20 protein-coding genes are annotated in these 26,908 nt (G+C 65.1%); 8 read left to right on the forward strand and 12 right to left on the reverse strand.

What is annotated here, in order from left to right; translation table 11 throughout:
- Nucleotides 1-51 precede the first annotated feature (51 nt).
- Both ACXJMY_RS03395 and ACXJMY_RS03400 read right to left on the reverse strand, forming a co-directional pair.
- On the reverse strand, nt 52-909 hold the full coding sequence (locus ACXJMY_RS03395) for a transporter substrate-binding domain-containing protein (protein ID WP_456617912.1): 858 nt from the start codon (nt 907-909) through the stop codon (nt 52-54).
- Nucleotides 910-946: 37 nt separating this feature from the next.
- Nucleotides 947-1,912, reverse strand: a complete 966-nt coding sequence (locus tag ACXJMY_RS03400; RefSeq protein ID WP_456617913.1) for an agmatinase — start codon at nt 1,910-1,912, stop codon at nt 947-949.
- A gap of 171 nt (nt 1,913-2,083) precedes the next feature.
- Between ACXJMY_RS03400 and ACXJMY_RS03405 the strand changes: the two genes are divergently transcribed.
- Nucleotides 2,084-2,998 carry a LysR family transcriptional regulator gene (locus ACXJMY_RS03405; protein WP_456617914.1) on the forward strand — a complete coding sequence of 305 codons (915 nt, stop codon included), beginning with the start codon at nt 2,084-2,086 and terminating at the stop codon, nt 2,996-2,998.
- 51 nt (nt 2,999-3,049) lie between these two features.
- On the opposite strand, the gene ACXJMY_RS03410 is transcribed toward ACXJMY_RS03405, so the two are convergent.
- From ACXJMY_RS03410 to ACXJMY_RS03435, 6 genes are read right to left on the reverse strand one after another with little or no spacing between them, the layout of a single operon-like run.
- Nucleotides 3,050-4,918, reverse strand: a complete 1,869-nt coding sequence (locus ACXJMY_RS03410; RefSeq protein WP_456617915.1) for an ABC transporter ATP-binding protein — start codon at nt 4,916-4,918, stop codon at nt 3,050-3,052.
- A gap of 9 nt (nt 4,919-4,927) precedes the next feature.
- Complete coding sequence (locus ACXJMY_RS03415) at nt 4,928-5,854, reverse strand: 2-hydroxyacid dehydrogenase (RefSeq protein WP_456617916.1); 927 nt, start codon at nt 5,852-5,854, stop codon at nt 4,928-4,930.
- Between the two features lie 12 nt (nt 5,855-5,866).
- Nucleotides 5,867-7,195 carry an NAD(P)/FAD-dependent oxidoreductase gene (locus ACXJMY_RS03420; RefSeq protein ID WP_456617917.1) on the reverse strand — a complete coding sequence of 443 codons (1,329 nt, stop codon included), beginning with the start codon at nt 7,193-7,195 and terminating at the stop codon, nt 5,867-5,869.
- A gap of 43 nt (nt 7,196-7,238) precedes the next feature.
- Complete coding sequence (locus tag ACXJMY_RS03425) at nt 7,239-8,114, reverse strand: ABC transporter permease (RefSeq protein WP_456617918.1); 876 nt, start codon at nt 8,112-8,114, stop codon at nt 7,239-7,241.
- A 3-nt stretch (nt 8,115-8,117) separates the two neighbouring features.
- On the reverse strand, nt 8,118-9,068 hold the full coding sequence (locus ACXJMY_RS03430; protein WP_456617919.1) for an ABC transporter permease: 951 nt from the start codon (nt 9,066-9,068) through the stop codon (nt 8,118-8,120).
- A gap of 27 nt (nt 9,069-9,095) precedes the next feature.
- Nucleotides 9,096-10,787, reverse strand: coding sequence for a peptide ABC transporter substrate-binding protein (locus tag ACXJMY_RS03435; protein WP_456617920.1), 1,692 nt, complete (start codon nt 10,785-10,787; stop codon nt 9,096-9,098).
- A 217-nt stretch (nt 10,788-11,004) separates the two neighbouring features.
- Between ACXJMY_RS03435 and ACXJMY_RS03440 the strand changes: the two genes are divergently transcribed.
- Both ACXJMY_RS03440 and ACXJMY_RS03445 read left to right on the forward strand, forming a co-directional pair.
- Nucleotides 11,005-11,637 carry a cupin domain-containing protein gene (locus ACXJMY_RS03440; protein ID WP_456617921.1) on the forward strand — a complete coding sequence of 211 codons (633 nt, stop codon included), beginning with the start codon at nt 11,005-11,007 and terminating at the stop codon, nt 11,635-11,637.
- Nucleotides 11,638-11,770: 133 nt separating this feature from the next.
- Nucleotides 11,771-13,642, forward strand: a complete 1,872-nt coding sequence (locus tag ACXJMY_RS03445; protein ID WP_456617922.1) for an ATP-binding protein — start codon at nt 11,771-11,773, stop codon at nt 13,640-13,642.
- Nucleotides 13,643-13,657: 15 nt separating this feature from the next.
- Here the strand turns inward: ACXJMY_RS03445 and ACXJMY_RS03450 are convergent, their stop codons facing one another.
- Nucleotides 13,658-14,677: an AraC family transcriptional regulator gene (locus tag ACXJMY_RS03450; RefSeq protein WP_456617923.1), complete on the reverse strand. Its 1,020-nt coding sequence runs from the start codon at nt 14,675-14,677 to the stop codon at nt 13,658-13,660.
- A gap of 187 nt (nt 14,678-14,864) precedes the next feature.
- Between ACXJMY_RS03450 and ACXJMY_RS03455 the strand changes: the two genes are divergently transcribed.
- From ACXJMY_RS03455 to ACXJMY_RS03465, 3 genes are all read left to right on the forward strand, one after another.
- Nucleotides 14,865-15,314 carry a cupin domain-containing protein gene (locus tag ACXJMY_RS03455; protein ID WP_456617924.1) on the forward strand — a complete coding sequence of 150 codons (450 nt, stop codon included), beginning with the start codon at nt 14,865-14,867 and terminating at the stop codon, nt 15,312-15,314.
- Between the two features lie 106 nt (nt 15,315-15,420).
- Nucleotides 15,421-16,911 carry a flavin-containing monooxygenase gene (locus ACXJMY_RS03460; protein WP_456617925.1) on the forward strand — a complete coding sequence of 497 codons (1,491 nt, stop codon included), beginning with the start codon at nt 15,421-15,423 and terminating at the stop codon, nt 16,909-16,911.
- A 103-nt stretch (nt 16,912-17,014) separates the two neighbouring features.
- The gene (locus ACXJMY_RS03465; protein ID WP_456617926.1) at nt 17,015-18,088 is read left to right on the forward strand and encodes a hypothetical protein; all 1,074 of its coding nucleotides are present in this window, start codon (nt 17,015-17,017) and stop codon (nt 18,086-18,088) included.
- Between the two features lie 24 nt (nt 18,089-18,112).
- Here ACXJMY_RS03465 and ACXJMY_RS03470 read toward each other — a convergent pair whose 3' ends face one another.
- The 3 genes from ACXJMY_RS03470 to ACXJMY_RS03480 form a co-directional block, all read right to left on the reverse strand.
- Complete coding sequence (locus ACXJMY_RS03470; protein ID WP_456617927.1) at nt 18,113-19,459, reverse strand: cytochrome-c peroxidase; 1,347 nt, start codon at nt 19,457-19,459, stop codon at nt 18,113-18,115.
- Between the two features lie 16 nt (nt 19,460-19,475).
- Complete coding sequence (locus tag ACXJMY_RS03475; protein WP_456617928.1) at nt 19,476-21,197, reverse strand: phospholipase C; 1,722 nt, start codon at nt 21,195-21,197, stop codon at nt 19,476-19,478.
- 188 nt (nt 21,198-21,385) lie between these two features.
- A complete protein-coding gene (locus tag ACXJMY_RS03480; protein ID WP_456617929.1) occupies nt 21,386-22,177 on the reverse strand; it encodes an ABC transporter substrate-binding protein in 792 nt (263 codons plus the stop codon).
- Nucleotides 22,178-22,439: 262 nt separating this feature from the next.
- Between ACXJMY_RS03480 and ACXJMY_RS03485 the strand changes: the two genes are divergently transcribed.
- Nucleotides 22,440-23,633 (forward strand): efflux RND transporter periplasmic adaptor subunit, encoded by a 1,194-nt coding sequence (locus ACXJMY_RS03485; protein ID WP_456617930.1) that lies wholly within the window; start codon nt 22,440-22,442, stop codon nt 23,631-23,633.
- A 37-nt stretch (nt 23,634-23,670) separates the two neighbouring features.
- Nucleotides 23,671-26,829, forward strand: coding sequence for an efflux RND transporter permease subunit (locus ACXJMY_RS03490; RefSeq protein ID WP_456617931.1), 3,159 nt, complete (start codon nt 23,671-23,673; stop codon nt 26,827-26,829).
- The last annotated feature ends 79 nt before the right edge of the window (nt 26,830-26,908 follow it).

Below are 26,908 nucleotides of genomic sequence, written 5' to 3' on the forward strand. Positions count from 1 at the left end.
GACCTTTCGTCCTGGAACCTGCCGTATCGCCCGATCCCTGCCCGCAAACGCCTACATCGCACCGGGCGGCAGATAACCGTCGTCCGGAATCTTCATTTCGAAGCCGAACCACTTCTTTTGCAGGGCCGCGAGGCGGCCATCGTCGCGCATCTTGCGAATGACGACGGAGATCGCGTCGCGCAGGTCCTTGTCATCGGGCCGCGCCACCCATGCCAGATAAGGGAAGCCGCCTTCCATCGGCGTCGGCGCCAACAGTTCGAACACATCGGACTTTTCCTTGACGAGGGCGGCGAGACTGGGCAGCGACTGGATCACTGCATCGACTTCGCCGTTGGCCAGCGCCACGTAACTCTCGGGAAACGCGGTAAAGAGCTTCAGCTCCTTGAAGCCTGTCCCGCCCGCGGCCTTCAGCTTGGCATCGAGTGCGCGGGCGACCGGCTCTGTCGATGATGCAAGCTGGGTGCCAACAACTTTGCCGTTGAGATCTTCCACCTTGGCGAGCTTGTCGCCCTTGCGCTTCATCGCGTAGGGCACGCCGTCGGCGATCGGCATTGTGTAGGCATAGCGCTTGGCGCGCTCGGCATTGATGCCGACGGTGGTGGCGACGAAGTCGAACTTGCCGGCCAGCACACCGGGGAGGATGCCCTGCCAGGGCAGGTCGAGCTGGTTGAGCTTCTTGACGCCGAATTCCTTCACCACTTCGGCCAGGATGTCGGAGCCGTAACCCACGATCTTGCCGTCCTTGACGAATTCAAAGGGTGGGTAGGCCGCTTCGGTACCGACCGTCAGTTCGCCGGTGCGCTTGATTTTTTCCAGGGTCGTCTCGGCGAAGGCCTGCTGGCTCGTGACGGCAACGATACAGACGCCGCCAGCCAGAAGGCCGAGCGCTCCGCGATAGATTCGCATCATGGAAGTATCCCCTATCTGTTTCGGAAACGGTGCAACTTCAAACCGGCGGCGCGTCGAAATAATTCGCCCTCACCGCCGCGCCGATCAGATTCACGATCAGGCGGCCGGCCGTGATGCAGGTGATCATGTTGACGTCGATGGACGGCGTGATCTCCACGATGTCCATGCCGACCACCCGCCCCTTGCGCACCAGGCCGTGGATGAGCTTGCGGACCTGATGGAAGGTGAGCCCGCCCGGAGCCGGGCCCTCGACCGCAGGCATCACGGTCGGATCGAGGCCATCGGCGTCGATGGTGATGTAATACTGGCCGCCCTCCGGAATCCGCTCGAGCACCGACTCCATGCCCTTGTCGTGCACCTCGAAGGCCGGAATGATGTTGGAGCCGTAGGCGGCCGCCGCCTCGACCTCTTCGGTCCGCGCGCTGCCCGAGGAGCGGATGCCGATCTGGAAGATCTCACCGATGTGGGGCATTTCGGAAGCCCGCCGGATCGGGCTCGACAGGCCATCCCGAACGCCGTTCACCTCATCGCGCCAGTCGATATGGGCATCGACCTGGATCAGCGTGATCGGTCCATGACCCTTGAAGGCGCGCAGAATCGGGATCGGGATGCCGTGGTCGCCGCCGATGGTGATGGGCATGGCGCCAGCGGCAAGGATCTTGCTTACCGCTTCTTCGGCGCGGACAGAATGGCTGCGGAGATCGGTCATGTCGGCAGGCACGTTGCCGACATCGACCACTTTCAAGGCACGTCCGCCGTAGATCGGGCCACCGACGTCGAAATCGTAGCGTTCCAGGCCGCGACAGATGCGATCGGTGACCGAGCGGACAGCATCGGGTGCCTTCGACTGGTCGTTGGTGATCGTGCCGGCATGGTAGGCGCTGCCGTAGGGAATGCCGAGGATGGCAATGTGCGCGTCGAGAGCGTCGAGATCGGTGCAAATAGGCGACCAGAGCAGGCTCTGGTGCTTCAGCGAAGGCGGCACCGTCAGGGGCAGAACCATACGTCCTCCAAGTCACGTTCCAGGTCACAGCAGTCTGGTCTTGCCGAACAAATCGGCATCCGACCACCAAGCGAGCGGTCTGCGTATCGCTCGGATGTTCAGCAACCGTAGCGTGGACCGGACAACGCCCGGAATGACGTTTCCCGAAACCATGCTTGTAGGAACCGCAACATGAAGCACGTCGCGCCAGCACCCGTTCCGCATCTCACCGAAGCCGATCTCAGATTGTTGCGGATCTTTCGCGCCGTCGCTGAGGCGGGTGGCCTGACCGCAGCGGAAGCCCAGCTTGGGATGGAGCGATCGACCATCAGCCGGCATCTGCTGGCGCTGGAAACACGGCTCGGCAGCCGGCTCTGCTTTCGCGGCCCCTCCGGGTTCGAGTTGACCGATTTCGGCCGCAAGGCTCTGCAGGCCAGCATCGCAGCCTGTGATGCGCTTGAGATGGTGCATCACGAGCTCAATCTGGCTCGCAACATCCTGTCGGGCGAACTGAAGATCGGCATCGCCGACAACTGCCTGTCCAACCCGCATTGCCGGTTGGCGGGCACGCTGGCTCAGTTTCGCATGGCCGCCCCCAATGTCACCCTGAACATTGCGATCGGCCTGCCGAGCGCGCTCGTCGAGGACGTGCTGGAGCGACGACTGCATCTCGCCATCAGCGGGCAGCCTGCCGTCAACAGCAAGCTGGAATACGTTTCACTGTTCACTGAGGAGTTTCGGCTTTACACGGCGGCAGCCAGGCCGCTCGCGCTCGACGCCGTGCGCGACGGCGGTGTGGTTCTGGTGACGCGAACAAACGATCGACGCACGCAAAACCTTGCTCGGCGGCTTCACATCAAGCAACGCGCTGTCGCCTTCGGGCTGGAAGCGGTTGCGACAATGCTGGTCGGCGGCGGGTTTGTCGGCTTTTTGCCGCGACATTATGTCGAGATGCTGAGACCGATCCATCGACTCGAGGAAGTCTCGGGCGCCGAGGCGTTTCGCTATACGACCCAATTCTCGCTGATCTCGGCGATCAACCGGCCGCTTCCACCGAGTGGCCGGCTGCTGGCCAAACTGCTGACCGATCCAGAGAGCGCGGCCTGAACCAGGTCTCGGACACAAGCTGGCTGCTGCGAGTCTCCTTGCGTCTCGTTCTCACGACCAGCTCCCCTCGTCCCAGATCTGGACGACGTGGCCCGCCGACACTTCGCGATATTGCCGGACCGGAGGCTGGTAGTCCGGGGCGCGCACGGGGCTTCTGATCTCGTCGTTTGAGACCTCGCGTTTGGTGCCGCGCCGCGCGGGGTCGGGGACCGGCACGGCGGCCATCAGCTTCCTGGTATAGGGATGCTGCGGATTGCCGAACACGTCCGCGCGCGAGCCGATCTCGACGATCTCGCCGAGATACATCACCGCGACGCGATGGCTCATGCGCTCGACCACCGCGATGTCATGGGAAATGAAGAGATACGCAAGGCCCATGCTGGCCTGAAGGTCGAGCATCAGATTGACCACCTGCGCCTTGACCGAGACGTCGAGCGCGGACACCGCCTCGTCCGCGACGATCAGCTTCGGCCCGAGCGTGAGCGCCCGCGCAATGCAAATGCGCTGGCGCTGGCCGCCGGAAAATTCGTGCGGAAAGCGCGCGGCCATGTCGGCGGTCAGCCCGACGCGAACGAGGAGGTCGGCGACCTTCTCTCGCGCCTGCGCCGCGGAGGCGAGCCCATTGGCAAGCAGCGGCGCTGCGACCGCCGTTCCCACCGACATGCGCGGATTGAGGCTTGCGAACGGATCCTGGAACACGATCTGCATCTGCTTGCGGCAGTCGCGCAAGGTACGGCCGTTCATGCCGAGAACATCCTGGCCGTCGAGCAGAACCGTTCCGCTGTCCGGCTCGACCAGCTTGAGGATGGAGCGTCCCGTCGTCGACTTGCCGCAACCGGACTCGCCCACCAGCGCCAGCGTCTCGCCGGCGCGCAAGGTGAAGGAGATGTTCTCGACCGCGTGGACGCGGCCCGAGACCTTGCCGAACAATCCGGAGCGGATCGGAAAGCGCGTGGTGAGGTTCGACACTTCGAGCAGCGGGCGCTCGGCGGTCGAGACCGTATCCGGCGTCTCCGTCGGATCGTCCGAGGTTCCCGTCACCTTGTCGACGATGGGAAAGCGCATCGGCCGCGGGCGACCATCCATCGAGCCGAGGCGCGGCACGGCCGCGAGCAGAGCGCGGGTGTAGGGATGTGAGGGTGCTGCGAAGATGCGCGCCGTCGCGTCGGTCTCCACCGCCTGCCCATTGTACATCACCACGGTGCGGTCCGCGATCTCGGCCACCACGCCCATGTCGTGGGTGATGAAGAGGATCGACATCCCCTCCTCCTGCTGGAGCTCCTTCAACAGCTCCAGGATCTGGGCCTGGATGGTGACGTCGAGCGCGGTGGTCGGCTCGTCGGCGATCAGCAGCTTCGGCTTGCAGGCCAGCGCCATGGCGATCATCACGCGCTGGCGCATGCCGCCGGAAAACCGATGCGGATGCTCGTGGAAGCGCGATTTCGCCGCGGGAATGCGGACCCGGTCGAGCAGGCGAACGGTCTCGGCTTCGGCGGCAGCGCGCGACAGGCCGCGGTGATAGATCAGCGCCTCGGCGATCTGGAAGCCGATGGTGAGCACCGGATTGAGGCTCGTCATCGGCTCCTGGAAGATCATGGCGACCTCGTTGCCGCGCACGTCCTTCATGCGCGGCTCGGGCAGCGTCAGCAGATCGCGCCCCGACAGCATGACGCGGCCTTCGATGCGGCCGTTCTCCTTCGGAATGAGCCGCATGATGGACAGCGCGGTGACGCTCTTGCCCGATCCCGACTCGCCGACGATGGCGACGGTTTCCCGGGGCGCGATGGCGAATGACACGTTGCGGACAACGGGTATCCATTGCCGTTCGCGCATGAACGACGTCGTCAGGCCTGTAACCGACAACACGGGCGCTTGTGCGTTGGCGATGACCTGATCGGGTGCGTTTGCGCTGATGCTCATGCGAGAGCCCTAATAGCCGCGACTACGGTCGACGCGCCCCGGCAGGTCTTCGCCGCGGCGATGACGCGCGATGACATCGAGCACATAGTCGACGGCCGTGTCCGGCGTCGTCATGCTCGCATTGTGTGGAGTTACCAGGATGCGCGGGTGGCTCCAGAACGGATGGCCCGCGGGTAGCGGCTCGGGCTCGGTGACGTCGAGCACCGCGCCCGACAATGCGCCGCTGTCGAGCGCCGCGAGGACATCGGCTTCGACCAGATGCGGGCCACGCCCGACATTGACAAGGGAGGCACCACGCGGCAGGCGCGCGAACAGATCGGCATTCAGGATGCCGCGCGTCTCGTCGGTCAGCGGCAGCAGACAGACAAGAATATCGGTCTGCGCAAGGAACTCCGGCAATGCGTCCGCGCCCGCATAGCAGGTCACACCCTCGATATCCCGCGGCGAGCGATTCCAGCCGGCAAGCGGAAAGCCGAACGCCTTGAGCCGTTCGAGCACGGCCTGGCCGAGCTGCCCGAGCCCCATCACGCCGACGCGACGACGTTTGGCCGGCGTGATCCGGATCTCGCGCCACACCTGCTCCTTCTGCTGGGCCATGAAGTCCAGGAGATCGCGATGCAGCGCCAGCACGGCCATGGTGACGTATTCCACCATGGTCTCGGCGATGCCGGGCTCGAGCATGCGCACCAGCGGAATATGCAGCGGAACTTTGGTGGCGTCGAACTGGTCGACGCCGGCGCCGACCGAGAAGACGAGCTCGAGATTTGGAAACGTCGCCGCGATGTCATCCGGCGGCACCCACGCCACGAGATAGCGCACCTCGGCGGGATCGCCGATATCGGGCCAGAGCCGGAACGGCAAATGCGGCGCGCGCTCGGCGAAGAAGGTCGCCCATTCCGCGCCGCGCACCATGTTGGCCTTGTAGAGAACCGTCATACCGCCACGCTCTCAGAACGGGCTGACCGGCGCGAGCCGGCGGCCGTCGATCATGCGCTTGTGGCTGTAGGCCACCGGGTCGACCAGCGGCGTCGAGCCCGTCACGATGTCGGCGGCGAGCTTGCCGGCCGCGGGGCCAATGCCGAAACCGTGGCCGGAAAAGCCGGTCGCAAGGAAGAAGCCGGGCAAGGCATCGACCGGCGAGATCACCGGAATGGTGTCGGGCGTGCAGTCGATCGTGCCGCCCCAGGCTTCCGCGATCTCGATATCCTTCAACTCGGGGTTCGAGTTGATCAGCGACGCGAGCGCCGCATTGACCAGCGACATGTCCGGCTCCGGATCGCGCACGCGTTCGGTCTCGAACGGCGACGGTTTGTCGAAGCTCCAGCTCGTGCCACGCACCATCTGGTCGAAGAACGACTTGCCGAACGACAGCTTCAGCCCGTTGCGGCGATGCAGATAGGTCGGCCAGAACGTCCGCGCGTAGCGGAACAGATCGGGCGACAGCTCCACCGTGCCGCGGTTGCGCAGCGCCAGCGTGAAGCCGCCGTCGAGGCGGCGGCGGATGCAGTAGAAATCGGTGCCGAGCGCACCGGAGGTGATTTCCGGCCCCGGCGTGGTCCGGCACGCGGTGGCGTTGACGAGGCCGATCGGCAGCTCGATGCCGTGGCGCCGGCAGAACAGCGACGACCACGCGCCGCCCGACAGCAGCACGGATTGGGTGCGAATGGTGCCCTTCTCGGTGACGACGGCGCTGACCCGCCCGCCTTGGGTCTCGAGCCCGCGCGCGGCGCAGCCCTGGTGAATGGTGACGCCGTGCTTGCGCGCCGCGCTGGCGAGCGCCGGCACCGCCATCGACGGCTCGGCGCGCCCGTCACTCGGCGTGTGCAAACCGCCGACCCATTTGTCGGCGCTGCCGGGCAGGCGCTCGGCGACCTCGGCCGGCGTCAGGACCGTGGAGTGAACCTGCTGCTCGCGCGCCATCGCCGCCCAGCGCTCCCAACTCGCGAGCTCGTCCTTGCTCTTGGTCAGGAACAGCACGCCGGTGCGGCGGAAGCCGGCATCGACACCGGCGTCGTTCTGCATGTCCTCCCACAGCCGCAGCGCCTCTCGCGCAAGCGGGATCTCCTCGCGGGCGCGGCCCTGCTGGCGGCACCAGCCCCAATTGCGGCTCGACTGCTCGCCGCCGACATGTCCCTTTTCGACCAGCGCGACGGAAAGACCCTTCTTCGCCAGATGATAGGCCGCGGAGACGCCGATGACGCCGCCGCCGATGACGACGGCGTCCACCTGCGCCGGCAGGCGATCGTCGCTATTTATACGGTTGAGCGGCGGGGACATGGGACACTCCGGATATTCAGTTCGGTCGAAGCAGGTTTGCGCGTCATGGGATGTTCATCCGCGGATCGAGCGCATCGCGCAGGCCGTCGCCGAGGAAGTTGAAGCTCGTCACCGCGAGGGTGATGGCGAGGCCCGGCGCGATCGCGAGCCACGGCGCGCTGGTCAGATAGATCTGGGCGTTGTTGAGCATGTTGCCCCAGCTCGCCGCCGGCGGCTGGATGCCGTAGCCGAGATAGCTGAGATAGGATTCGAGCAGGATCGCCTTGGCAACGTTCAGTGTCGCCGCCACCACGATCGGCGCGATCGCATTGGGCACGAGCTCGCGGAACATGATCCGCAGGTTCGACGAACCGAAGGCGAGCGCGGCAACGGCGAATTCGCGTTCTCTGAGCGATCGCACCTGGGCTTCGACGACGCGGGCCACCCACATCCAGGCAGTGGCCGCGATCAGCAAGGTGGTGGTGACGAAGCCGGGCTCGATAAGCGCTGCGAGCACAAGCAGCAGGAAGATGGTCGGAAAGCACAGCACGGCATCGACGAGCCGCATCAACACGGCGCCGACCACGCCGCCATAAAACCCGGCAAAGGCGCCGACCACGACACCGACCACCATCGCGATCACCATCGCGACGATGCCGATCGACAACGACACCCGCCCGCCCATCATCAGCCGCGCCAGCACGTCGCGGCCGAGCTCGTCGGTGCCGAGAATGTGCGCGCCCGAGAGCGGCGGCGCGAACCGCTTCATGATGTCGATATAGGTGTCGTCGAACGGAAGGAGATAAGGACCGAGTGCCGAACCCAGGACAAGGACGAGAATGATCAACGCGCCGGCGAGTGCCAGCCGGTGGCGGCGGAATCGCAGCCAGGCAGCCTGGCCGGGCGCGAGCTGGTCTGTGGAGAGAACCGCCGTCGTCATCGCCTAGCCCACCCGGATGCGCGGATCGACGACGGCATAAAGGATGTCGGCCAGCAGCGAGCCGATCAGCACCATCGTCGCCGAGAACATCAGGATGCCCATCACCACGGGATAGTCGCGATAGCCGATGGAATCGAGGAACAGCCGGCCCATGCCGGGCCAGGTGAACACGGTCTCGGCCACCAGCGCGCCGCCGAGCAGCGTGGGAAGCTGGAGGCCGGCCACCGTGATCATCGGCAGCAGTGCGTTGCGCAGGGCGTGCACCGTGAGGATGCGCCATTCCGGCATGCCCTTGGCGCGCGCGGTGCGGATGTAATCCTGGTTGATGACCTCCAACATGGACGAGCGCATGAAGCGGCCCCACATCGCGGTCTCGACCAGCGCCAGCACGATCGCCGGCGCGATCAGATGATGCAACAGGTCGAGGAAGGAGCCGTCGCCGACGGTCTCGCGGTTGCCGGCCGGCAACCAGCCGAGCGTCACCGAGAACACGTAGATGATGACGAGGCCGAACCAGAATGTCGGGATCGACAAAGCGATCATGGCGCCGACGGTTGCGAGCATGTCGAACAGCGAATAGCGCCGCAGCGCGCCAAGGATGCCGATCCAGCAGCCGAGCAGCACCGCGATGATGGTCGCCGTCGCCATCAGCTCCAGGGTGGCGCCGAGATGCGACGAGATCACGGACAGCACCGCCTCGCTGTCGCGATAGGAGCGACCCCAATCGCCCTTGAGCATGCGGCCGAACCAGTCGAGATACTGGATCGGCAACGGCCGATCGAGGCCGAGCTGCTTGGTTACGCGGTCGAGATCCTCCTGCGTCATCTGCGCGGAGGCGGCGAACTGCGAGAGCGGACCGCCCGGCGCCAGATGCAGGATGGCGAAGCCGATCGCCGAGACGATCACAAGCAGCATGATCGCCTGCGCCAGGCGATTGGCGACGTAACGGGCCATCTCAGGCGATCCAGCGAGCCGGAGACATCAGGCCCAATACCATTCGCGCATGTTCCAGCTGTTGATCGACATGTTGATGTTGGGACGGAAGCCTTGCAGCCCCTCCTTCACGCCCTCGGCGATGAAGCTCTGGAACAGCGGCAGGATAGCGAGGTCGTTGCGGATGAGCTTTTGCAGCTCGCCATAGGTCGCCTTGCGCTGCGCCAGGTCGAATTGCTTGGCGCCTTGGGAAAGCAGCCGGTCGGCCTCCGCGTTCTGGTATTGATAAGTGTTGTAGCCGCGGCCGCCCTTGGCGGGAATGGCACCGGAGCCGAAGCGCGGCGTCACGTCGGGGTCGCTGCCCAGCATGAAGTTCACGCCGACGATCACCGAATTGAACTTCGATTGCTGCCAGAAGTCGCCCCAGATCACGGCCGCCGGCATGTTGTTGACGCGCATCGTCGCGCCAATGGCCCGCCAGTCCTGGATCAGGAGCTGCTGGCACTGCTCGCGCACGGCACTGCCCGCTGTCGTCGAGTTGGTGAATTCGAGCTTGACGCCGCCCTTCTCGCGAATGCCGCTGGAGCCGCGGACCCAGCCCGCAGCATCGAGCAGCGCATTGGCCTTGGCAGGATCGTATTTGTGCTGCGGCAGCCCTTGCTGAAACGACCAGGCCTGATTCGGCACGAAGCTCTCGGTCTGCGTCGGCAGGCCGTAATAGAGCGCGTCGATGATCGCCTGCTTGTTGATGCCGAGATAGAGCGCCTCGCGCACGGCGCGGTCGGCAAAGGGACCGAATTCCAGGTTGGGCGCGATATGCTCCACCGAGGAGGTCGAGGAGACGAAGATCTTGCGGCCCTTCAGCGTCTTCGCCTCCTGCACGAAGTTCGGCAGGATGCCCGCGAGGCCCGTATAGTCGACCTGGCCGGTGCGGAACTGCGTGTAGAGCACGGTGAGGTCGGGAATGTATTTGAACACCACGCGTTCGACGTACGGCCCCTTGCCGTGGTAGCCGGTGTTGGCGTTCAGCAGGATGTGGTCGCCGGGCACGCGCTCGCCCCAGCGGAACGGGCCGGTGCCGACCGGCGCATTGTGGAATGGCGAAGCGTTCGGATCGGACACCTTCTCCAGGATGTGCTTGGGCACGATGAAGGTGAACGACCCCAGGATCGACATATAGGGCGAGTAGGCCGCTTCCATCCGCCAATGGATCTCGTCGGGCGCCACGACCGTGATGTCCTTGACGAGGCTATGGCCGACCCGGCTGCGCGCGCGGAAACCGGGATTGTTGATCAGCTCGATGGAGAATTTGACGTCCTCCGCCGTGAACGGCGTGCCGTCGTGCCACTTCACGTCGCTGCGCAGCTTGATCTTCCAGGTCAACCCGTCGGCCGACAGGCCGCCATTCTCGAGGGTCGGCACTTCGCGGGCGAGGTCGGGAACGAAATTCCCGTCGGGATCGATGTACCAGAGCGGCGAAAACACCTGCCAGCAGATGCCCTGATCGACCTCGATGTTTGGCATCAGCGGATGGAAGACGGTCGGCTCCTGCGACAGCGCCGCGATCACCTGCCCGCGCGGCTTGTCCGGCGGATTGGTCGGGCGCTCGGTCTGCGCGAAGGCGCTGCCTGCAAGGCTCCATCCCGCGGCGGCGCCGGCCCCGAGCTGGAAGAACTGACGGCGATTCGGAATGCCGAGTTGCAGTGCCCCAACGCCGAACTTGCCGGTGTCGTCTGCCATGACCACTCTCCGTTGTCGCACGCGGCACCGTCTCCCGCGCCCCCAGACCCCGGCAAGGGACAGGAGTGGGCTTTAGTGCTTCTAAATTTTTCTATCAAAAGTTCATCATGACTAAATACAGCTGTCAATCACATTGCTAGTATGCGCGACCTTTTCACTCTGACTAATCCCTCGGACCGATGTGGTCCGGCGGCGCGATGATGCATGGGAGAGCGACATGGATGGTCGCGGCGACACCAACGGTCCGAAGGACACCCCGACGATCGACAACGACGACGCCGTCGATCAGCGCCTCGGCGAGACCGTCCGGCTGCTGCGTCAGCGCGCCGGCCTCTCGATCCAGGACGTCGCCAACCGTACCGGGCTCTCCAACGGCATGATCAGCCAGCTCGAACGCGCGCGCGCCATGCCGTCGATACGCACGCTGCGCCTGCTCAGCATCGCCCTCGACGTTCCCATTTCCTATTTCTTCGAGACCAGCGATCCCAGCGACGTTCAGCACTACATCGTACGCAAGAACAACCGGCGGCTGCTGCGGCTCACCGCCAGCGGCGTCGTCAAGGAAGCCCTGACGCCGGAAGGCAAGGGCCAGCTCGAACTCTACGAGCTCACGCTCAATCCCGGCGCCTCGTCCGGCACCGACTTCCTGCAGCACACCGGCGAGAAGGCCGGCTATATCCTGTCCGGCAGCCTGCGGCTGTGGCTCGACAACCAGGCCCATCTGCTCGAGGCCGGCGACAGTTTCCGTTTCCCGAGCATCGTGCCCCACATGTTCGACAATCCCACCCAGCAGGTGGCCCGCGTGATCTGGGTGACGACGCTGCAGCAGACCGATTCGCCCGCAGGTTGAGCCCGCCGGGCCCTGTTCGCCGGCCCGCCGCGCCGCAAAATTGACCCTCGACCGAGACACGGGCAGTCTATAGCCCAAATGAAGCGCCCCCTCGACAGGGCGGGCCCGCGGCTGGCGTCTTGGGTGCAAGACCATGAAACTCAGGGGGATCGTGACATTTGCGATGGCCACGCAGGTCATCGTGACCGCCGCGATCCTTCTCGCCTCCTATGCCGGGGCCGGCACCGGCCCGCACGGTTTCGGCACGGCCCAGATCCTCGCCCTGCTGGCGAGCGGTGTCGTTGCGGTGCTGCTCGCGCATCTGTGCACGCGCGCGATCGAGGCGTCGCCGGCGAAGCGGGCCGCGCAATCGGCCGATCCGGCGCAGGCCGGCGCGGATGGCGCACGGATGGCGCAGGCCATCATCAAGGCCGCGCTCGATGCCTTCCTCCAGACTGACGAAACCGGGCTCGTCGTGGAATGGAGCGCCCAGGCCGAGGCTCTGACCGGATGGACGCGACGCGAGGCTGTTGGCGCCGACGTCGTCGACCTCGTCGTCGCCGAGCCCCTGCGCGACGGTTTCAGGCGACGCATGACGCGGCTGGTGCCGGAATTATCGGTCGCGCCGACCGGCATGCGCTTCGAAGTGACGTTGATCCACAGGAACGGCGATCGGATCCTGACCGAAGCTTCCAGCACCGCGCTGCGGCTGGGAGAGCGTTACGTCGTCAGTACCTTCGTGAGAGACATCACCCAGAAGCGCGCCGCCGAGGAGCAGCTGATCCAGGCCCAGAAGATGGAAGCGGTCGGCCAGCTCACCGGCGGCATCGCGCACGAGTTCAACAACATGCTCACGGTGATCACGGGGACGATCGAGATCCTCGCCGACGCCGTGAAGGACAATCCGCCGCTTGCGACCATCACCAAGCTGATCAGCGAGGCGGCCGACCGCGGCGCCGCGCTGACCTCGAGCCTGCTCTCCTTCGCGCGCAAGCAGGCGCTGAAGCCGGCCGAGATCGACGTCAACGAGCTGCTCGAAGAAATCGCAAAGCTGCTGCTCGCGACCTTCGACAAGAAGATCGAGATCGTGACGAAGCTCGATGGCAACATCTGGCTCGCCCTCGTCGACCGCGGACAATTGAGCTCGGCGCTGCTCAATCTCGCGATCAATGCGCGCGACGCGATGCCCGAGGGCGGCAAGCTCACGCTGACGACGCGCAATGCCGTGTTCGGCGTCCGCGAAGCCGTGGCGGTCGGCGTCGGCTATGCCGGCGACTACGTCGAGATCGAGATCGCCGATACCGGCACGGGCATTCCACAGGCCATTCTCGAGCGGATCTTCGATCCCTTCTTCTCGACCAAGGAGGTCGGCAAGGGAACGGGGCTCGGACTCAGCATGGTGTTCGGCTTCGCCAAGCAGTCCGGCGGCGGCATCAAGGTCTCCTCCGCGGAAGGCCGCGGCACGACATTCGCGATCTATTTGCCGAAGGCAAATGCCAGCGCGCTTCGCCCCGCGGGCTATGACAATCGCAAGGTCGTGGGCGGGAGCGAAACCATCCTCTGCGTCGAGGACGACCGCGACGTCCGCCAATACGTCACCGTCCAGCTCGAGAGCCTCGGCTACAAGGTCGTCGCCGCCGGCAACGCGACCGAAGCCCTCGCCATCGCCGCCGAAGGCACGCCGTTCGATCTGCTGTTCACCGACATCGTGATGGCCGGCGGCATCAACGGCCGGGAGCTTGCCGGGCAATTGGTCGCGGTGCGGCCGTCATTGCGTGTCCTGTTCACGTCCGGATACGCCTACGACTCGCTCCATGCGCAGGGACGCGCCGGGCATGGCGCGCCGCTGCTGACAAAACCCTACCGGAAGGCCGAGCTGGCGCGCATGCTGCGCCGATGTCTGGACACCGCGGTCGATTCCGTCGGCGATCCGATTCCGACGCCCTATTCGGTGCAGGCCGATGTCGAGCGCTTCTTGCGCAAGCAGGCGACTGAAGACGACGGCGCGACGCGATCGCGCAAGTAGGTTTTCCCTGCGCCACTAGCTCATCCGCCGCCGCAGCGTCGCTGACGGAGTCTCGCCGAACTTTTCGCGATAGGCGCCGGCCATGCGGCCGAGATGGGTGAAGCCGAGATCGAAGGCGATCTCGGTGATCGAAATGTCCAGCTCGGCTTGCGCGAGCCGGGTATGGAGACTGGCGAGGCGCATGTCGAGCAGCATCTGCGAGATCGACACGCCGAAATGGCGGCGGAAACCGAGCTGTAGCGCGCGGATGCCGATCCCGGACACACAGGCGAGGTGCGCAAGGTCGAGCGGCTCGCAGGCATTCGCCGCGAGGCAGTCCCGCGCGGTGTGCAGCGCGCGCGGCAGACGCTCGCCCTGGCCCGAGAACGTTCTGATCGCGTCGGACAGGCCATGGCGCTGGCCGCCGAGGAGGTGATGGAGCAGCGCCTCGCGCCAGCCCGCGGTCGCAGCCGGTGAAAGCCGGCCGGACGGTCCGAGACCTTCGGCGAGCATCATCAGCTCGACGATCTTCGCCGCGAGGCCGCGCGCGGCCGGCGCGTTCAGGTCGAGCGCCGGGTCGAACTCGACCGCGCCGGTCGCCCTGCCCGACAACGCGGCTGCGCGCTGCTCGACCATGCGGCGGTCGAGCAGCAGGATCGCTTGCGCAGAGTCGGTCCAGACCATCCGGGTCGGGATCGTCGGCGACAACAGCGACGCCGTCCGTGCCGGCGCGGTCTCGAGCGCGCAGGCGCCGGCACGAATGTGGGCCGTGCCCCTCAGCGGGATCTGCACCAGGAAGAAGCGCTCGAGGCAGCCGGGATCGATGGTGACGGATCCGCCATAGGCGACATAGTTGATGGAAAAGCCGTCGAAGTCGGCACAATTGTGCCTGGCCGAGAAACCCGACGTCCGCATCGGCGTCAGATCATGCGGGCAGAAGATGCGCCCGACCTGCTCGGCCGCCTCGTCGGCGTCGTCGGTGGTGACGCGGGCGAAAGCCGCGAGCCTTTCGGCCGCGGAGCGAGGCGCGCTCATTTCCAGCTCGGCTGCGGGCATCGTCGACCACGCTTCGCATCACGGAATATTTTAAACCTATAATAATTCCCCGTCCCCGGAAAGAGCCCTGTCGCAAAAACGTCGCGCCGCACGGCAGCGGACGTGTTCGGATTCGTTTAGCGGATAGACAGCCGCCCGCGCCTGACCGAAGCTCCCCCCTCGTCGGGATCCACGATGGAGGCGAGCCATGACTGCACTCGAGAAGGGCATTACCGCGAACGGCACCGGCTATGGCGGCAAGACCTGGAACATTCTGGGCCAGGTCTATTTTCCCAAGGCCGTCACCGATTCCACCTTCGCATTCGAGACCAACAGCGAGCCGGGCCAGTTCGTGCCGGTGCACATCCACCCGACCCAGGACGAGTTCATCCTGGTGCAGGAGGGTGTCCTCGATCTCAAGCTCGACGGCCAGTGGGTCAAGGCCAAGGCCGGCGACCTCGTGCGCATGCCGCGCGGCATTCCGCACGGCTATTTCAACAAGTCCGACAAGCCGTGCCGCGCGCTGTTCTGGGTCTCGCCGATGCAGAAGCTGGAGGCGCTGTTCAACCAGCTGCACGATCTGACGGACCCGGCCGAGGTGGTGCGCATCTCGGCCCTGCACGAGGTCGACTTCCTGCCGCCTGAAGCCAACGACTAGGCGGCCGGCCTCCCCCCATGTCCGTCTCGTCGCAGGTCCAGCGGCCGCGCAGCGCGGCTGAACGCGGCCTGCTGCACCCAGAACATTCGAGCTCGCGAGCAATCCCATGGTCAGTCCAAAGCATGTCTGCGTGATCGGCGCCGGCGTCTCCGGCCTTGCCGCCGCAAAGGCGTTCTCGACCCGCGGTCACCGGGTCACCATCATCGAACGCAGCGCCGATCTCGGCGGCGTCTGGGAGCCGGCGCGCTCCTATCCGGAGGTGCAGACCCAGAGCCCGAAGGAGCTCTACCGCTACACCGACCGCGCCATGCCCGAAGCCTATCCGGAATGGCCGACCGGACCGCAGGTCCACGCTTACCTCACCGACTACGCGCGAAGTCATGGCCTCGACCGCATGCTGCGTTTCAACACCAGCGTGTCGGACATGGCGCGGCGCGCCGACGGCAGACCGGGCTGGACGCTCGCGCTCTCGGACAAGGACGGCGCGTCCTCGAGCGAAGATTTCGACTTCGTCGCGGTCTGCACCGGACAGTTCAACGAGCCGCGGGAGCTGCGCTGCCCCGGCGAAGACGGCTTTGTCGCGCAGGGCGGGCAGATCCTGCATTCATCGAAATACAACGATCCTCACCTGGCGAAAGGACGGCGCGTCGTCGTGCTCGGCGGATCGAAATCGGCCACCGACATCGCGGTGAACGCGGTGAAGGCGGGCGCACGCGAGGTGACGATCGTGATGCGCGAGCCGGTCTGGCGCATTCCTTACTTCATCGGCGGTCTCGTCAACTTCAAGCGCATCCTCTACATCCGCGCGCAGGAGGAGATGTTTCCGGGATGGGGCATCAGCGCGATGGCACGGCTTGCGCATCGCATTGCCGCGCCCTTGGTGTGGGCGAATTGGCGCGGGCTGGAGAGCCTGTTGAAGGCACAGCTCAAGCTGAAGCAATGCAACATGGTGCCGAAAGAGCGGATCGAGGATGGCGTCAACTGCTCGGTGCCGATCGCAACGCCCGGCTTCCATCCGATGGTGGCCGACGGCCGCATCAAGGCCGTGTTCGGCAGCTTCGACCATTACGACGGCGACACCATCGTGATGAGCGGCGGCGAGCGGGTGGCGGCCGATGTCGCGGTGCTCGCGATCGGCTACAAGCTCGGCGTGCCGTTCCTGCCCGACGCGTACCAGGCCAAGCTGGTCGATGCGGACGGGCAGTACCGGCTCTATCGCCTGATCGCCAATCCCGACCTGCCGGAGCTCGGCTTCGTCGGCTTCAACTCTTCGTTCTGCACCGTGCTCTGCGCCGACCTCGCCGCCAACTGGCTGGTCCGTTACGCCGACGGACAGCTCGCACGCCAGCCGAGCGCGCAACAGATGCGCGACAACATCGAGATGATGCTGCACTTCAAGCGGGTCGAACGGCCGGCCGCCGGCGTCTATGGCGGCCTCTGCGTCGCGCCCTATCACTACCGTCATTTCGACGAGCTGATGGCCGACATCGGCGCCAGGGAGCAGAAGCGCGGCGGGCTCGCGGGCCGCTTCCTGCCGCCGGATGCAGATGCCTATGCGCGGTTTCTCGCCTCCGCGCCGGATTACCAGGCGGCGTGAGGCGGCGAATTCGGGCCGCGTGGGAATTTGCCGCTCGCCAGCCCTCGCCTCCGATGCTTACGATCCCCCTGGCCATCGAATCGACAGGCCCAGGGAACCGGCCATGAGAGCACGATATCACGCCGCCGCAATCATAGCGGCGCTTGGGCTGATCCTCGCATCGCCCGCCGTGAGCCAACCGGGCCCGCTCACGACGAAGCAATCCGATGCGGTTGCCGCCTATGATCGCGCGCTCGGCGATTTCAAAGCCATCCTTGCCGAGCGGCGCGGCCAGATCGAGGCGAAGCAGCCGCTGCCGAACCTGCCGGGACAGGCCATCTATCTTGCCCGCGTCGCGGTGATCAGTGCTTACAAGGATCTCACGGACGTCATGCCGTCGAGGATCGGCCGACCCAACAAGTTCGAGATCCCTCCAGCCTATTTCGATGCCGACATCGAACCTCTGATCGACGAATACGGAAAGCTGTTCGACCTCATGGAGGCGCCGCCCGCCGGCGCGCAAGCCTCGGCCACGCCGTTCAAGGACGTCGTCGATCTCGCCAGCGCGATCGCGCGGGTCAAGGGGCTTGCGCCGGTGCACGCCGAAGCGGCGGGGCGGATCAGCCTCGGGCTGTTCTTTGCGGAGACCAACGGCAAGCAGAATGTCCGCAACGGCCGCTCGAACACCTATATGGGCAGCTTGCAAACCGGCCCGTCCGAAGACCGGAACGGGCGCAGGAAATGGGAGGCCATCAAGGCAGAGATCGCGGCGGCCGATCCCGAACTGAACGCGCGCGACGACAAGGAAGAGGCGCGGGCCCGCGGCACCGATCACCGCTTCAATCACTGGACCAACGTGCGCGACGGCCTCATGAATGCGCATGCGGACGTCTTCCGCGAAATCCCAGCGATCGTGAAGACGCTGCCAGACCCGATCGACCAGATGAAGCTGTTCGAGCTGATCCAGATCATTCCCACGCCAACGCGGTCCGCACTCAAGTCAGGCGATCTGCTCGACTACAGGGTGTCCAGTCCCACGATCATGAAACATCTGCGCAACAACAGCATCTTCGCCTTCGGGCAGGCCGACCGGGCGCGAACCTCGGCGAGCTTCCGCGAGATTCTTGGCGCGATGTGGTTGTTCAACCGGAAGTTCGAGAAAGCGATGACGAAATACGCAGAGATCAAGCCGCGCTGAGGGGCGGTACGCAATGTTGGGTCATCAGTTCTCCAGCCTGTAGCCGTCCGTCAGCGTCTTCAGGAACGCGATGATGTCGGCTTCGTCCTGCTCCGTCATCGCCGGCTTGTCGCCGGGGTGCCGGTCGAAGGGCGGATCGGTGACGTCGACATTGGCGTGATATTTTTGCGGGAGGTCGTTGTACTTCTGAACCGCGCCGTCGGCCGCACGCGGAAACACCCTTTCCGGATTGGTGTCGCGGAAATTGTAGAAATCCAGCACCTCGTCGAGGGTCTTGAAGACGCCGTTGTGGAAGAACGCGCGGCGGATCGCCGTGTTGCGCAGCGTCGGCGTCAGGAACATGCCGCAATATTGCGTCTGGTCGGAAATGTCGGTGCGGTGCGGGCCGCAGACGCCGAGATCGAAGTAATTCGGGTCGCGATTGGCGGCGAGCGCGGCATTGCGCGGCGCGCCGAGCGCCTCGTACTGGTGGTCGGTGAACAGCGGCGGCAGGCCATCACGGGTCGGCGCCGAGGTATGGCAGCCGGCGCAATTGGCCTTGTCGGGATCGTTGAACAATTGCAGGCCGCGCAGCTCGCTTTCGCTCAGCCGCGCCTTGCCCTCGAGCCAGTAGTCATACTTGCTGGTGTAGGGATGGAAGCTCGGCTCCTCCACCTGATAACGCGCCACCGCAAACATCGCCTCGGCGATCAGGAGCCTCTGATTTTTGAGCACACCTGCGCCGAACAGCTCGACGAAACGCTGCACGTAAGGCGCGCGGCGCAGCTTGTCCGCGACGATCTCGGCGCTGCCGCCGTCCATCTCGTTGGGGTCGAGCAGCGGGAAGAGCGCCTGATCCTGAAGCGTGTCGGCGCGGCCGTCCCAGAACAGGCCGCCCTGCGGCACGATGTTCGCAGCCGACGCCGCGGTGCCGCCCGCGGTTTTCGTCGCGCGTGCGGCCTGCTGACCGAGCGCGGCCATCTGCGCGAGATCGATGACGTTGTCGTCGTCGCCCTTGTCGGGGCCGATGCTGAAATTCGGGTGGCGATCGAGATATGTCAGCGACGGCACCGCGCGTGCGCCTTGCCGCGACAAGCTCGCGCCACCGAGCATCACCGGCCCGTCATTGGGTGGACCGTAGGCATGATCCTGACTGTGGCAGGACGCGCATGACAGCGTGCCGGACGAAGACAGCGAGGCGTCGAGGAATATCTCCCTGCCGAGCTGCGCCATCGCGGACAGCGGAGCTGTGGGCGGACGCATGAGACGAACCGGATTGGGGTTCGCGCCGGCCGAATTCGCCTCCGCGAAGCCTTGCGTCTCGGCGGCAAAGACGGCGCCGGCCAGCGCGAGCAGGCCGACGCCGAGAAGCCACATGGTGCGGCTGTTCATAAGTTGTCCCGTTGGACTAGTGGTGGTGGTGCTCGTCCGGCGGGCTGACAATGACCGTGCCGGAGGTCGGATCGAGGAACAGAGCGTCCATCCGGAAGTCGTGGCGATGGTCCTGATCGAAGTCGAACAGGTCCATGATCGATCCGGCGGAGGCGTCGAACGAACCGCCGCCCAGACGCCGGCCGCGCAGCCAATTGTCCTCGATGAACCGCACCACGGAGGCCTGCGAGATATAGGTGTGGCTGACGAAATTCGACTTGGCGTAGGGCGAGACCACGATGAAGGGCACGCGCGTGCCGGGACCGCAGCGGCCGTTCACCGGCTGGCCGCCGAGGCCCTTCGGCGCTGGCTGTTTCTGCGGACCGAGGCCGCACAGGCCGGGGCCGTTGACCTGATCGGCGGTCGGATCATAGGAGGCGTTCTTCGGCGCAACGTACTGATGGTCGTACCAGCCGTCGGAGTCGTCATAGGTGATGATGACGGCGGTCTCGCGCCACTCCGGCTGCTTCTGGAGGAAGTTGATCAGTTCGACATTGCCGACCTGCTCGTCGAGCGGATCGGAGTTGCCGGCATGACCGTCCTGGAAGGCCGGCATCTTGATGTAGGAGACGGCCGGGAAATTGCCGGCCTTCACCGCCGCATAGAAGTCCTCGAGATCGTAGCCGTGGTTGGCCGGATCGAGGGTCTTGCCGTCCATCGCGTAGGTATGGCCGACCGCATGGACCGAGCTCGGCCGCGCATGGGTCGGGTTGGCGGTGGACTTGAAGTACTGGAAGAAGGCGTGGTGCGGGCTGTAATCGACGATGGTGCCGTTGACGTTGCTCGAGAAGGTGCTGCGCCCGCAACCGGTGGTGCCGTTGGCGTTCTTGAGCGTCAGGTCGAAGCCGCCCATGAAGCTGCCCCAGCTGATGTGCTCGTCGTTGAGGAGATCGCCGACGTTCTTGCCGGTCATCAACATGGTGCTCGTCGTGCTCGAGCATGAATCGTAGCCCGGGTCGGTGTCGCCGATCAGCGTCAGGCCGCCCTGGCCATCGGCGATCGACGCCGACGTGCCGACGATGTTCTGCACGCCGTTGGTCTGGCCCGAGACCACCTCGAGCATGCCGGGCGTCGACGGGCCGAACGTGTCGGTCCAGTGATTGTCGCTCATGGCGAAGTGCTGGGCGTAGTTCCAGAACGCGGTGACGGTGTTGCCGTCGAAATAGCCCATCACCTGGCCGTTGGTGCCGAACGCGCCGGCGCCGCCGGCGGTGCCGCGGCCGGTGAATTTCGGGAACAGGTCTTCCTTGCCGTTGTCCACGGCCTGCTGCTCGGGCGTGTAGGAGTGGTTCTGCGAGCGCGTGTTGGCCTGGGTGCGGTCGAGCCGGAACGGATCGGTCGCGCCGGTGCCGTTGGCCGGGCTGTTGTTCGGGTTATGGACCAGCAGATTCGCCGTGACGAGGTTGTTGACCTTCGGCGTGTGCGGCTTGGGCACGAAGGGGATCGAGCCCGACGGATTGGCCGCGTTCGGATAGGTCGCAAAGTAATGATCGAACGAGCGGTTTTCGTTGAAGATGATGACGAGATGCTTGATCGGCGTCTCGGTGTGGATGTCGTGCGGATGGCGATGATGATCGCGATCATGGTCATGATCTTGATCCTGCCCCCGACCGAAATCGTCTGCGAGGACCGGAATGCTGCACGCAAGTGCCGTCGCGGCCGCGAAAATCGCGGCCGTCGCAAGAAGTCTGGATTTCATCGTTTTTGCCCCGAAGGAATGACGCCGACCTTCGGGACCTTAGCGAACACGGGTGACAGAGCTGTGTCAGTTTGACGCAAGCGACAATTTGCGCAATTGCTCCGACAAGATTTTTCACAATCGCAAAGACGATCCGGACACCGCCGCGCCACCACGAGACCGCGGCGCAAGGTCCAGATTCGACAGCGTTATTCCGTCCGGATCGGCGTGTCCTTCAGGCCGTTGTTGTCATAGGCCTTGCGCAGCGTGCCATTCGTCACCGCCTCGTTCATGAACCTGGTTACGAAGGTCAGCGCCTGGCTGTGGCCGAGCGGCACGGCGACGGCAGTCACCGTCTTCTTGAACGTCTCGTCGAGGACGCGCGAGCCGGGAATCTTCTGCGCCATCTTGTTGAGCTGGTCGCGCGACAGCGCGAAGGCGTCGATCTCGCCGCTCTTCAGCAGGCTGAAGATCTCGTCATAAGTCTGATAGCCCGTGACCTTCGCATGCTTCAGATGCGCGATCGCACCGCGCATGGTGGTCGTCGCGTTGACGGCCGCGACCTTGATGCCGGGCTGGTCGAGCGTGCCGAAACTGGTGATGCTCGAGCCAGGCTTGACAATGTAGGTGGCGTCCGCGACCTCGTAGATCGGGCCGAACATCATTTTGGTCTCGCGCTCGGGATCCTTGGGCAGCCAGGTCACATCCCAGGTGCCTTTCGACGCCGCGTCGGTGATCTGTCCGGAATTCTGGTGCACGACATATTCGACGGGCACGCCGAGTTGCGCGGCCATCGCCTTGCCGAGATCGACCGGCACGCCGGCATAGCCCGCTTCCGTCTTGGTCGACCAGAACGCACCACCCGCGGGGCTGATCGCGATCGCGACGCGCAGTTTTCCGGTCGGCGCGATGTCCTCTTTCAGGCCATCAGCTAGCGCGGGCATGGCAACCACCGCTGCGAGAACGAGGCCGGCGAGAGCCGACCGGAGTGGCATTGGCATGTCATTTTCTCCTCGCGTTTCTTCTTATCTTGTCCGCTTATCTTGTCTGCTTCTTTTCCGTCCGCCTCACGCCCGTCGCGCGGCCTTCGACAATTCTGGTCGATCGTGCGCGCGATGAAAAGCCATTTGTCATGACAAACCTGTCAAAGGCCACGCTGCCGTTTGCAGTGCAAGGCCCGCGACTGCCATGGCTATGGTGTTCCACGCCCGGTCATTTGTTGCTAGCCTGCCGCACCGACAGACAGCAATCGGGGGCCATCGAATGACCTGCGCGAATTCCGCATCTCCCGCACAACGCAATGGAGAGTGGAGACGTATCGGGCGGGCGCTGGCCGCCGCGGCGACGCTGATCGCGCTCGCCGGCTGCGAGGACAAGAACAGTTTCGTGGCGCCGCCGCCGCCCAAGGTGGACGTCGCAGCGCCCGTGCAGCGCGCGGTGACCCGCTATGTCGAGGCCACCGGCACCACCGCGCCGATCAAGAGTGTCGATCTCGTGGCGCGCGTGCAGGGCTTTCTGCAATCGATCGACTACACGGACGGCACTTTCGTCAAGCAGGGCACCCAGCTGTTCACGATCGAGCCGGACACCTACAAGCTCAAGCTCGAGCAGGCGCAGGCGGCCGAGGTCGGCGCGCAGGCCACGCTCAAGCAGGCCGAAGCCGATTTCAAGCGACAGGTCGATCTCGTGCAGCGCCAGGCGGTTTCGCAGGCGACGCTGGACACCTCGACCTCGACCCGCGACAACGCCCAGGCCAGTCTCCAGCAGGCCCAGGTCAATACGAGGCTCGCCGAGGTCAATTACGGCTACACCAAGGTCAGCGCGCCGTTCGACGGCATCGTGAGCGCGCACCTGGTCTCGGTCGGCGAACTCGTCGGCGTCTCCTCCCCGACCCAGCTCGCAACCATCGTCGCGATGGATCCGATCTGGGTGAACTTCACGGTCAACGAGCAGGATGTGCTGCGCATCCGCGCCGAGGCGCAGCGGCGCGGACTGACGCCGGTCGATCTCAAGCAGTTTCCGATCCAGGTGGGCCTGCAGACCGAGACCGGCTATCCGCATGAAGGACACCTCGACTACGTCGCGCCGACCCTCAATACATCGACGGGCACGCTCGCGGTGCGCGGCGTCTTGCCCAACGACAAGCGGGCGCTGCTGCCCGGCTATTTCGTCCGCGTCCGGGTGCCCTTCGACCAGGACAAGAGCGCCCTCCTCGTTCCCGACACCGCGCTCGGCAGCGACCAGGGCGGCCGCTATCTCCTGGTGGTCAACAGCGACAACATTGTCGAGCAGCGCAAGGTGCAGATCGGTCCCCTGGACAACGGCCTGCGCGTGATCGAGAGCGGCCTGAAGCCGGACGACCGCGTCGTCATCGCAGGGCTGCTCCGGGTGATCCCTGGCCAGAAGATCGACCCGCAAGTCACGAAGATCGAGCAGCCGCAGGCGTCGGCCAAGTGATCTGCCAAGTGATCTGCCAAGTGAGGGGCCGCCGGCCATGATCTCAAAATTCTTCATCGAGCGCCCGGTCCTCTCGAACGTCATCGCGCTTCTGATGATCCTGATCGGCGGCGTGGCGCTGTTCAACCTCGCGATCGCGCAATATCCGGACGTGGTGCCGCCGACGGTGCAGGTGACGACGCGCTATCCCGGCGCCAGCGCCAAGACCGTGATCGACACGGTTGCCTTGCCGATAGAACAACAGGTCAACGGCGTCGAGGACATGCTCTACATGCAGTCCTACAGCGGCTCCGACGGCACCTATACGCTGACCGTGACCTTCAAGATCGGCACCGACCTCAACTTCGCGCAGGTGCTGGTGCAGAACCGCGTCTCCAGCGCGCTGTCGCAGCTGCCGACCTCCGTGCAGAACCAGGGCGTCACCGTGCAGAAGAGATCGACCTCGATCCTGCTGTTCGTGACGCTGACCTCGCCGGATTCCAGGTTCGACAGCCTCTACCTGAGCAACTACGCCACCATCAACATCCGCGACGAGCTCTCCCGCCTGCCCGGCGTCGGCAACGTCACGGTGTTCGGCGCCGGCCAGTATTCGATGCGGGTCTGGCTCGATCCCAACAAGCTGCAAGTCCGTGGCCTCGTGCCGCAGGACGTCATCAACGCAATCCAGCAGCAGAGCCAGCAGGTCTCGGCCGGCCAGGTCGGCGCGCCGCCGACGCCGCCGGGCCAGGCGTTCCAGTACACGCTCAACGTCAACGGAAGGCTCGACGACACCACCCAGTTCGAGAACATCATCGTCAAATCAGGCACCAGCGGCGACGTCACGCGCGTGCGCGACGTCGGCTGGGTCGAATTGGGCGCGCAGACCTACAGTCAGATCTTCTCGCTGAACAAGCAGCCCGCCACCGGCATCGGCGTGTTCCAGTCGCCCGGCGCCAATGCGCTCCAGGTCGAGCAGGCCGTCGAGAAGAAGATGGCGGAGCTCGCCAAGCGTTTCCCCGAAGGCATCAAATACGACACCCCGTTCGACACCACCAAGTTCGTGCAGGCCTCGGTGCACGAGGTCTACATGACGCTGATCGAGGCTGGCCTGCTGGTGCTGGTCGTGATCCTGGTGTTCCTGCAGGACTGGCGCGCCATGCTGGTGCCGGCGACCACGGTGCCGGTGACCATCATCGGCGCCTTCGCCGCAATGGCGGCGCTCGGCTTCACGATCAACATGTCGACGCTGTTCGCGATCGTGCTGGCGATCGGCATCGTGGTCGACGACGCCATCGTCGTGGTCGAAGGCGCCGCCCACAATATCGAGCAGGGCATGAACGGCCACGACGCCGCGATCAGGGCGATGGACCAGCTGTTCGCGCCGATCGTCGGCATCACCCTGGTACTGATCTCGGTGTTCCTGCCGGCATCGTTCCTCGCCGGCCTCACGGGCCGCATCTATTCGCAGTTCGCGCTGGTGATCGCGGCAACCGCGCTGCTCAGCGCCATCAACGCGGCGACGCTGAAGCCGACGCAATGCGCGCTCTGGCTGCGGCCGGCGGTGCCGCCGGAGCAGCGCAACTTCTTCTACCGGGGCTTCAACGCCGTCTACAACCGCGTCGAGCGCGGCTACATCCGGCTGATCGGATTCCTGGTCAGGCACGCCACGGCGTCGGTTGCGGTTGCACTGGTCCTGATCGGGATCGGCGGCTACGGCCTGTCGCGGGTGCCGACCGGCTTCCTGCCGATCGAGGACCAGGGCTATCTGATCGCCGCCGTGCAGCTGCCCGACGGCGCCTCGCTGGAACGGACCCAGAAGGTGCTCGACCGGGCCAGCGAGCTCATCAAAGAGACGCCGGGCGTCCAGCAGGTCATCACCATCGCCGGCATCTCCGCACTCGACAACAGCGCCAGCCTTGCCAATGCCGGCGTCGCCTACATCATCCTGAAGGACTGGGACGCGCGCAAGGGACCCGGCGAGGACCTGCGTTCGCTGGTGTACGGGCTGAACGACAAGCTCGCGGTCATCATGGAAGCGCGCACCCTGGTGCTGCCGCCGCCGCCGATCCAGGGCATCGGCAACGCGGCCGGCTTCTCGATGCAGGTCGAGCTGCGCGACGGCAACAGCGATTTCGCAAAGCTCCAGGCCATCACCGGCGCAATGGTCTCCAACGCCCAGAGCCAGAGCGCGCTGCAGCGCGTCCAATCCTCGTTCCGCTCGTCGGTGCCGCAATTCAATGTCGAGATCGACCGCATCAAGACCCAGACCCTGCACGTGACGACGGACCAGGTGTTCGCGGCGCTCTCGACCTATCTCGGCTCGTCCTATGTCAACCAGTTCAACAAGTTCGGCCGCGTGTTCCAGGTCTATACCCAGGCCGATCCGGCGTTCCGCGTCACCGAGCGCGACATCGCCAACATGCAGGTGCGCAACTCGAACGGCGACATGATCCCGACCGGCACCGTCGCCAAGATCACGCCGGTCACGGGCCCGTCGCTGATCAGCCTCTACAACCTCTATCCGTCCTCGACCATCATCGGCCTGCCGGCGCAGGGCTATTCCTCCGGCCAGTCGCTGCAACTGATGGAAGAGATCGCGGACAAGACGCTGCCGCCGGGCACCGGCTATGAATGGACCGCGATGTCCTATCAGGAGAAGGCGGTCAGTAACCAGATCTACTGGGTGTTCGGGCTCGCGATGCTGCTGGTCTATCTCGTGCTCGCCGGCCAGTACGAGAGCTGGTACGCGCCGATCTCGGTGATCCTCGCGGTGCCGTTGTCGCTGATCGGGCCGATGCTGATCCTCAACGCCTTGAAGATCGACAACAACCTCTATTGCCAGATCGGCCTGATCCTGCTGATCGCGCTGTCGGCCAAGAACGCGATCCTGATCGTCGAGGTCGGGCTCGAGCTGCATAACCGCGACGGCAGGCCCGTGCTGGAATCCGCGATCGAGGCGGCGCGCGCCCGCTTCCGCCCGATCCTGATGACCTCGTTCGCCTTCATCCTCGGCGTGGTCCCGCTGGTGATCGCGACCGGTGCCGGCGCCAGTGCCCGCAAATCGATCGGCATCACGGTGTTCTCGGGCATGCTGGCCTCGACCTGCCTCGCGGTGCTGTTCGTGCCGGCCTTCTTCGTGGTGGTGCAGCGGTTCGAGAATTGGCGGGCGTCGAAGAAGGCGCCGAAGGCGCAGCCGGTCGCGGAGGTGAAGTCCTAGCTGGACGGAAGCCCCCTCCGACAAAAAATGCGCAAACAACCCCATGCACAGTAGAGATGGGGTTGAAAAGACTTGAGAA

The sequence above is a fragment of the Bradyrhizobium sp. P5_C12 genome (genome assembly GCF_054049735.1).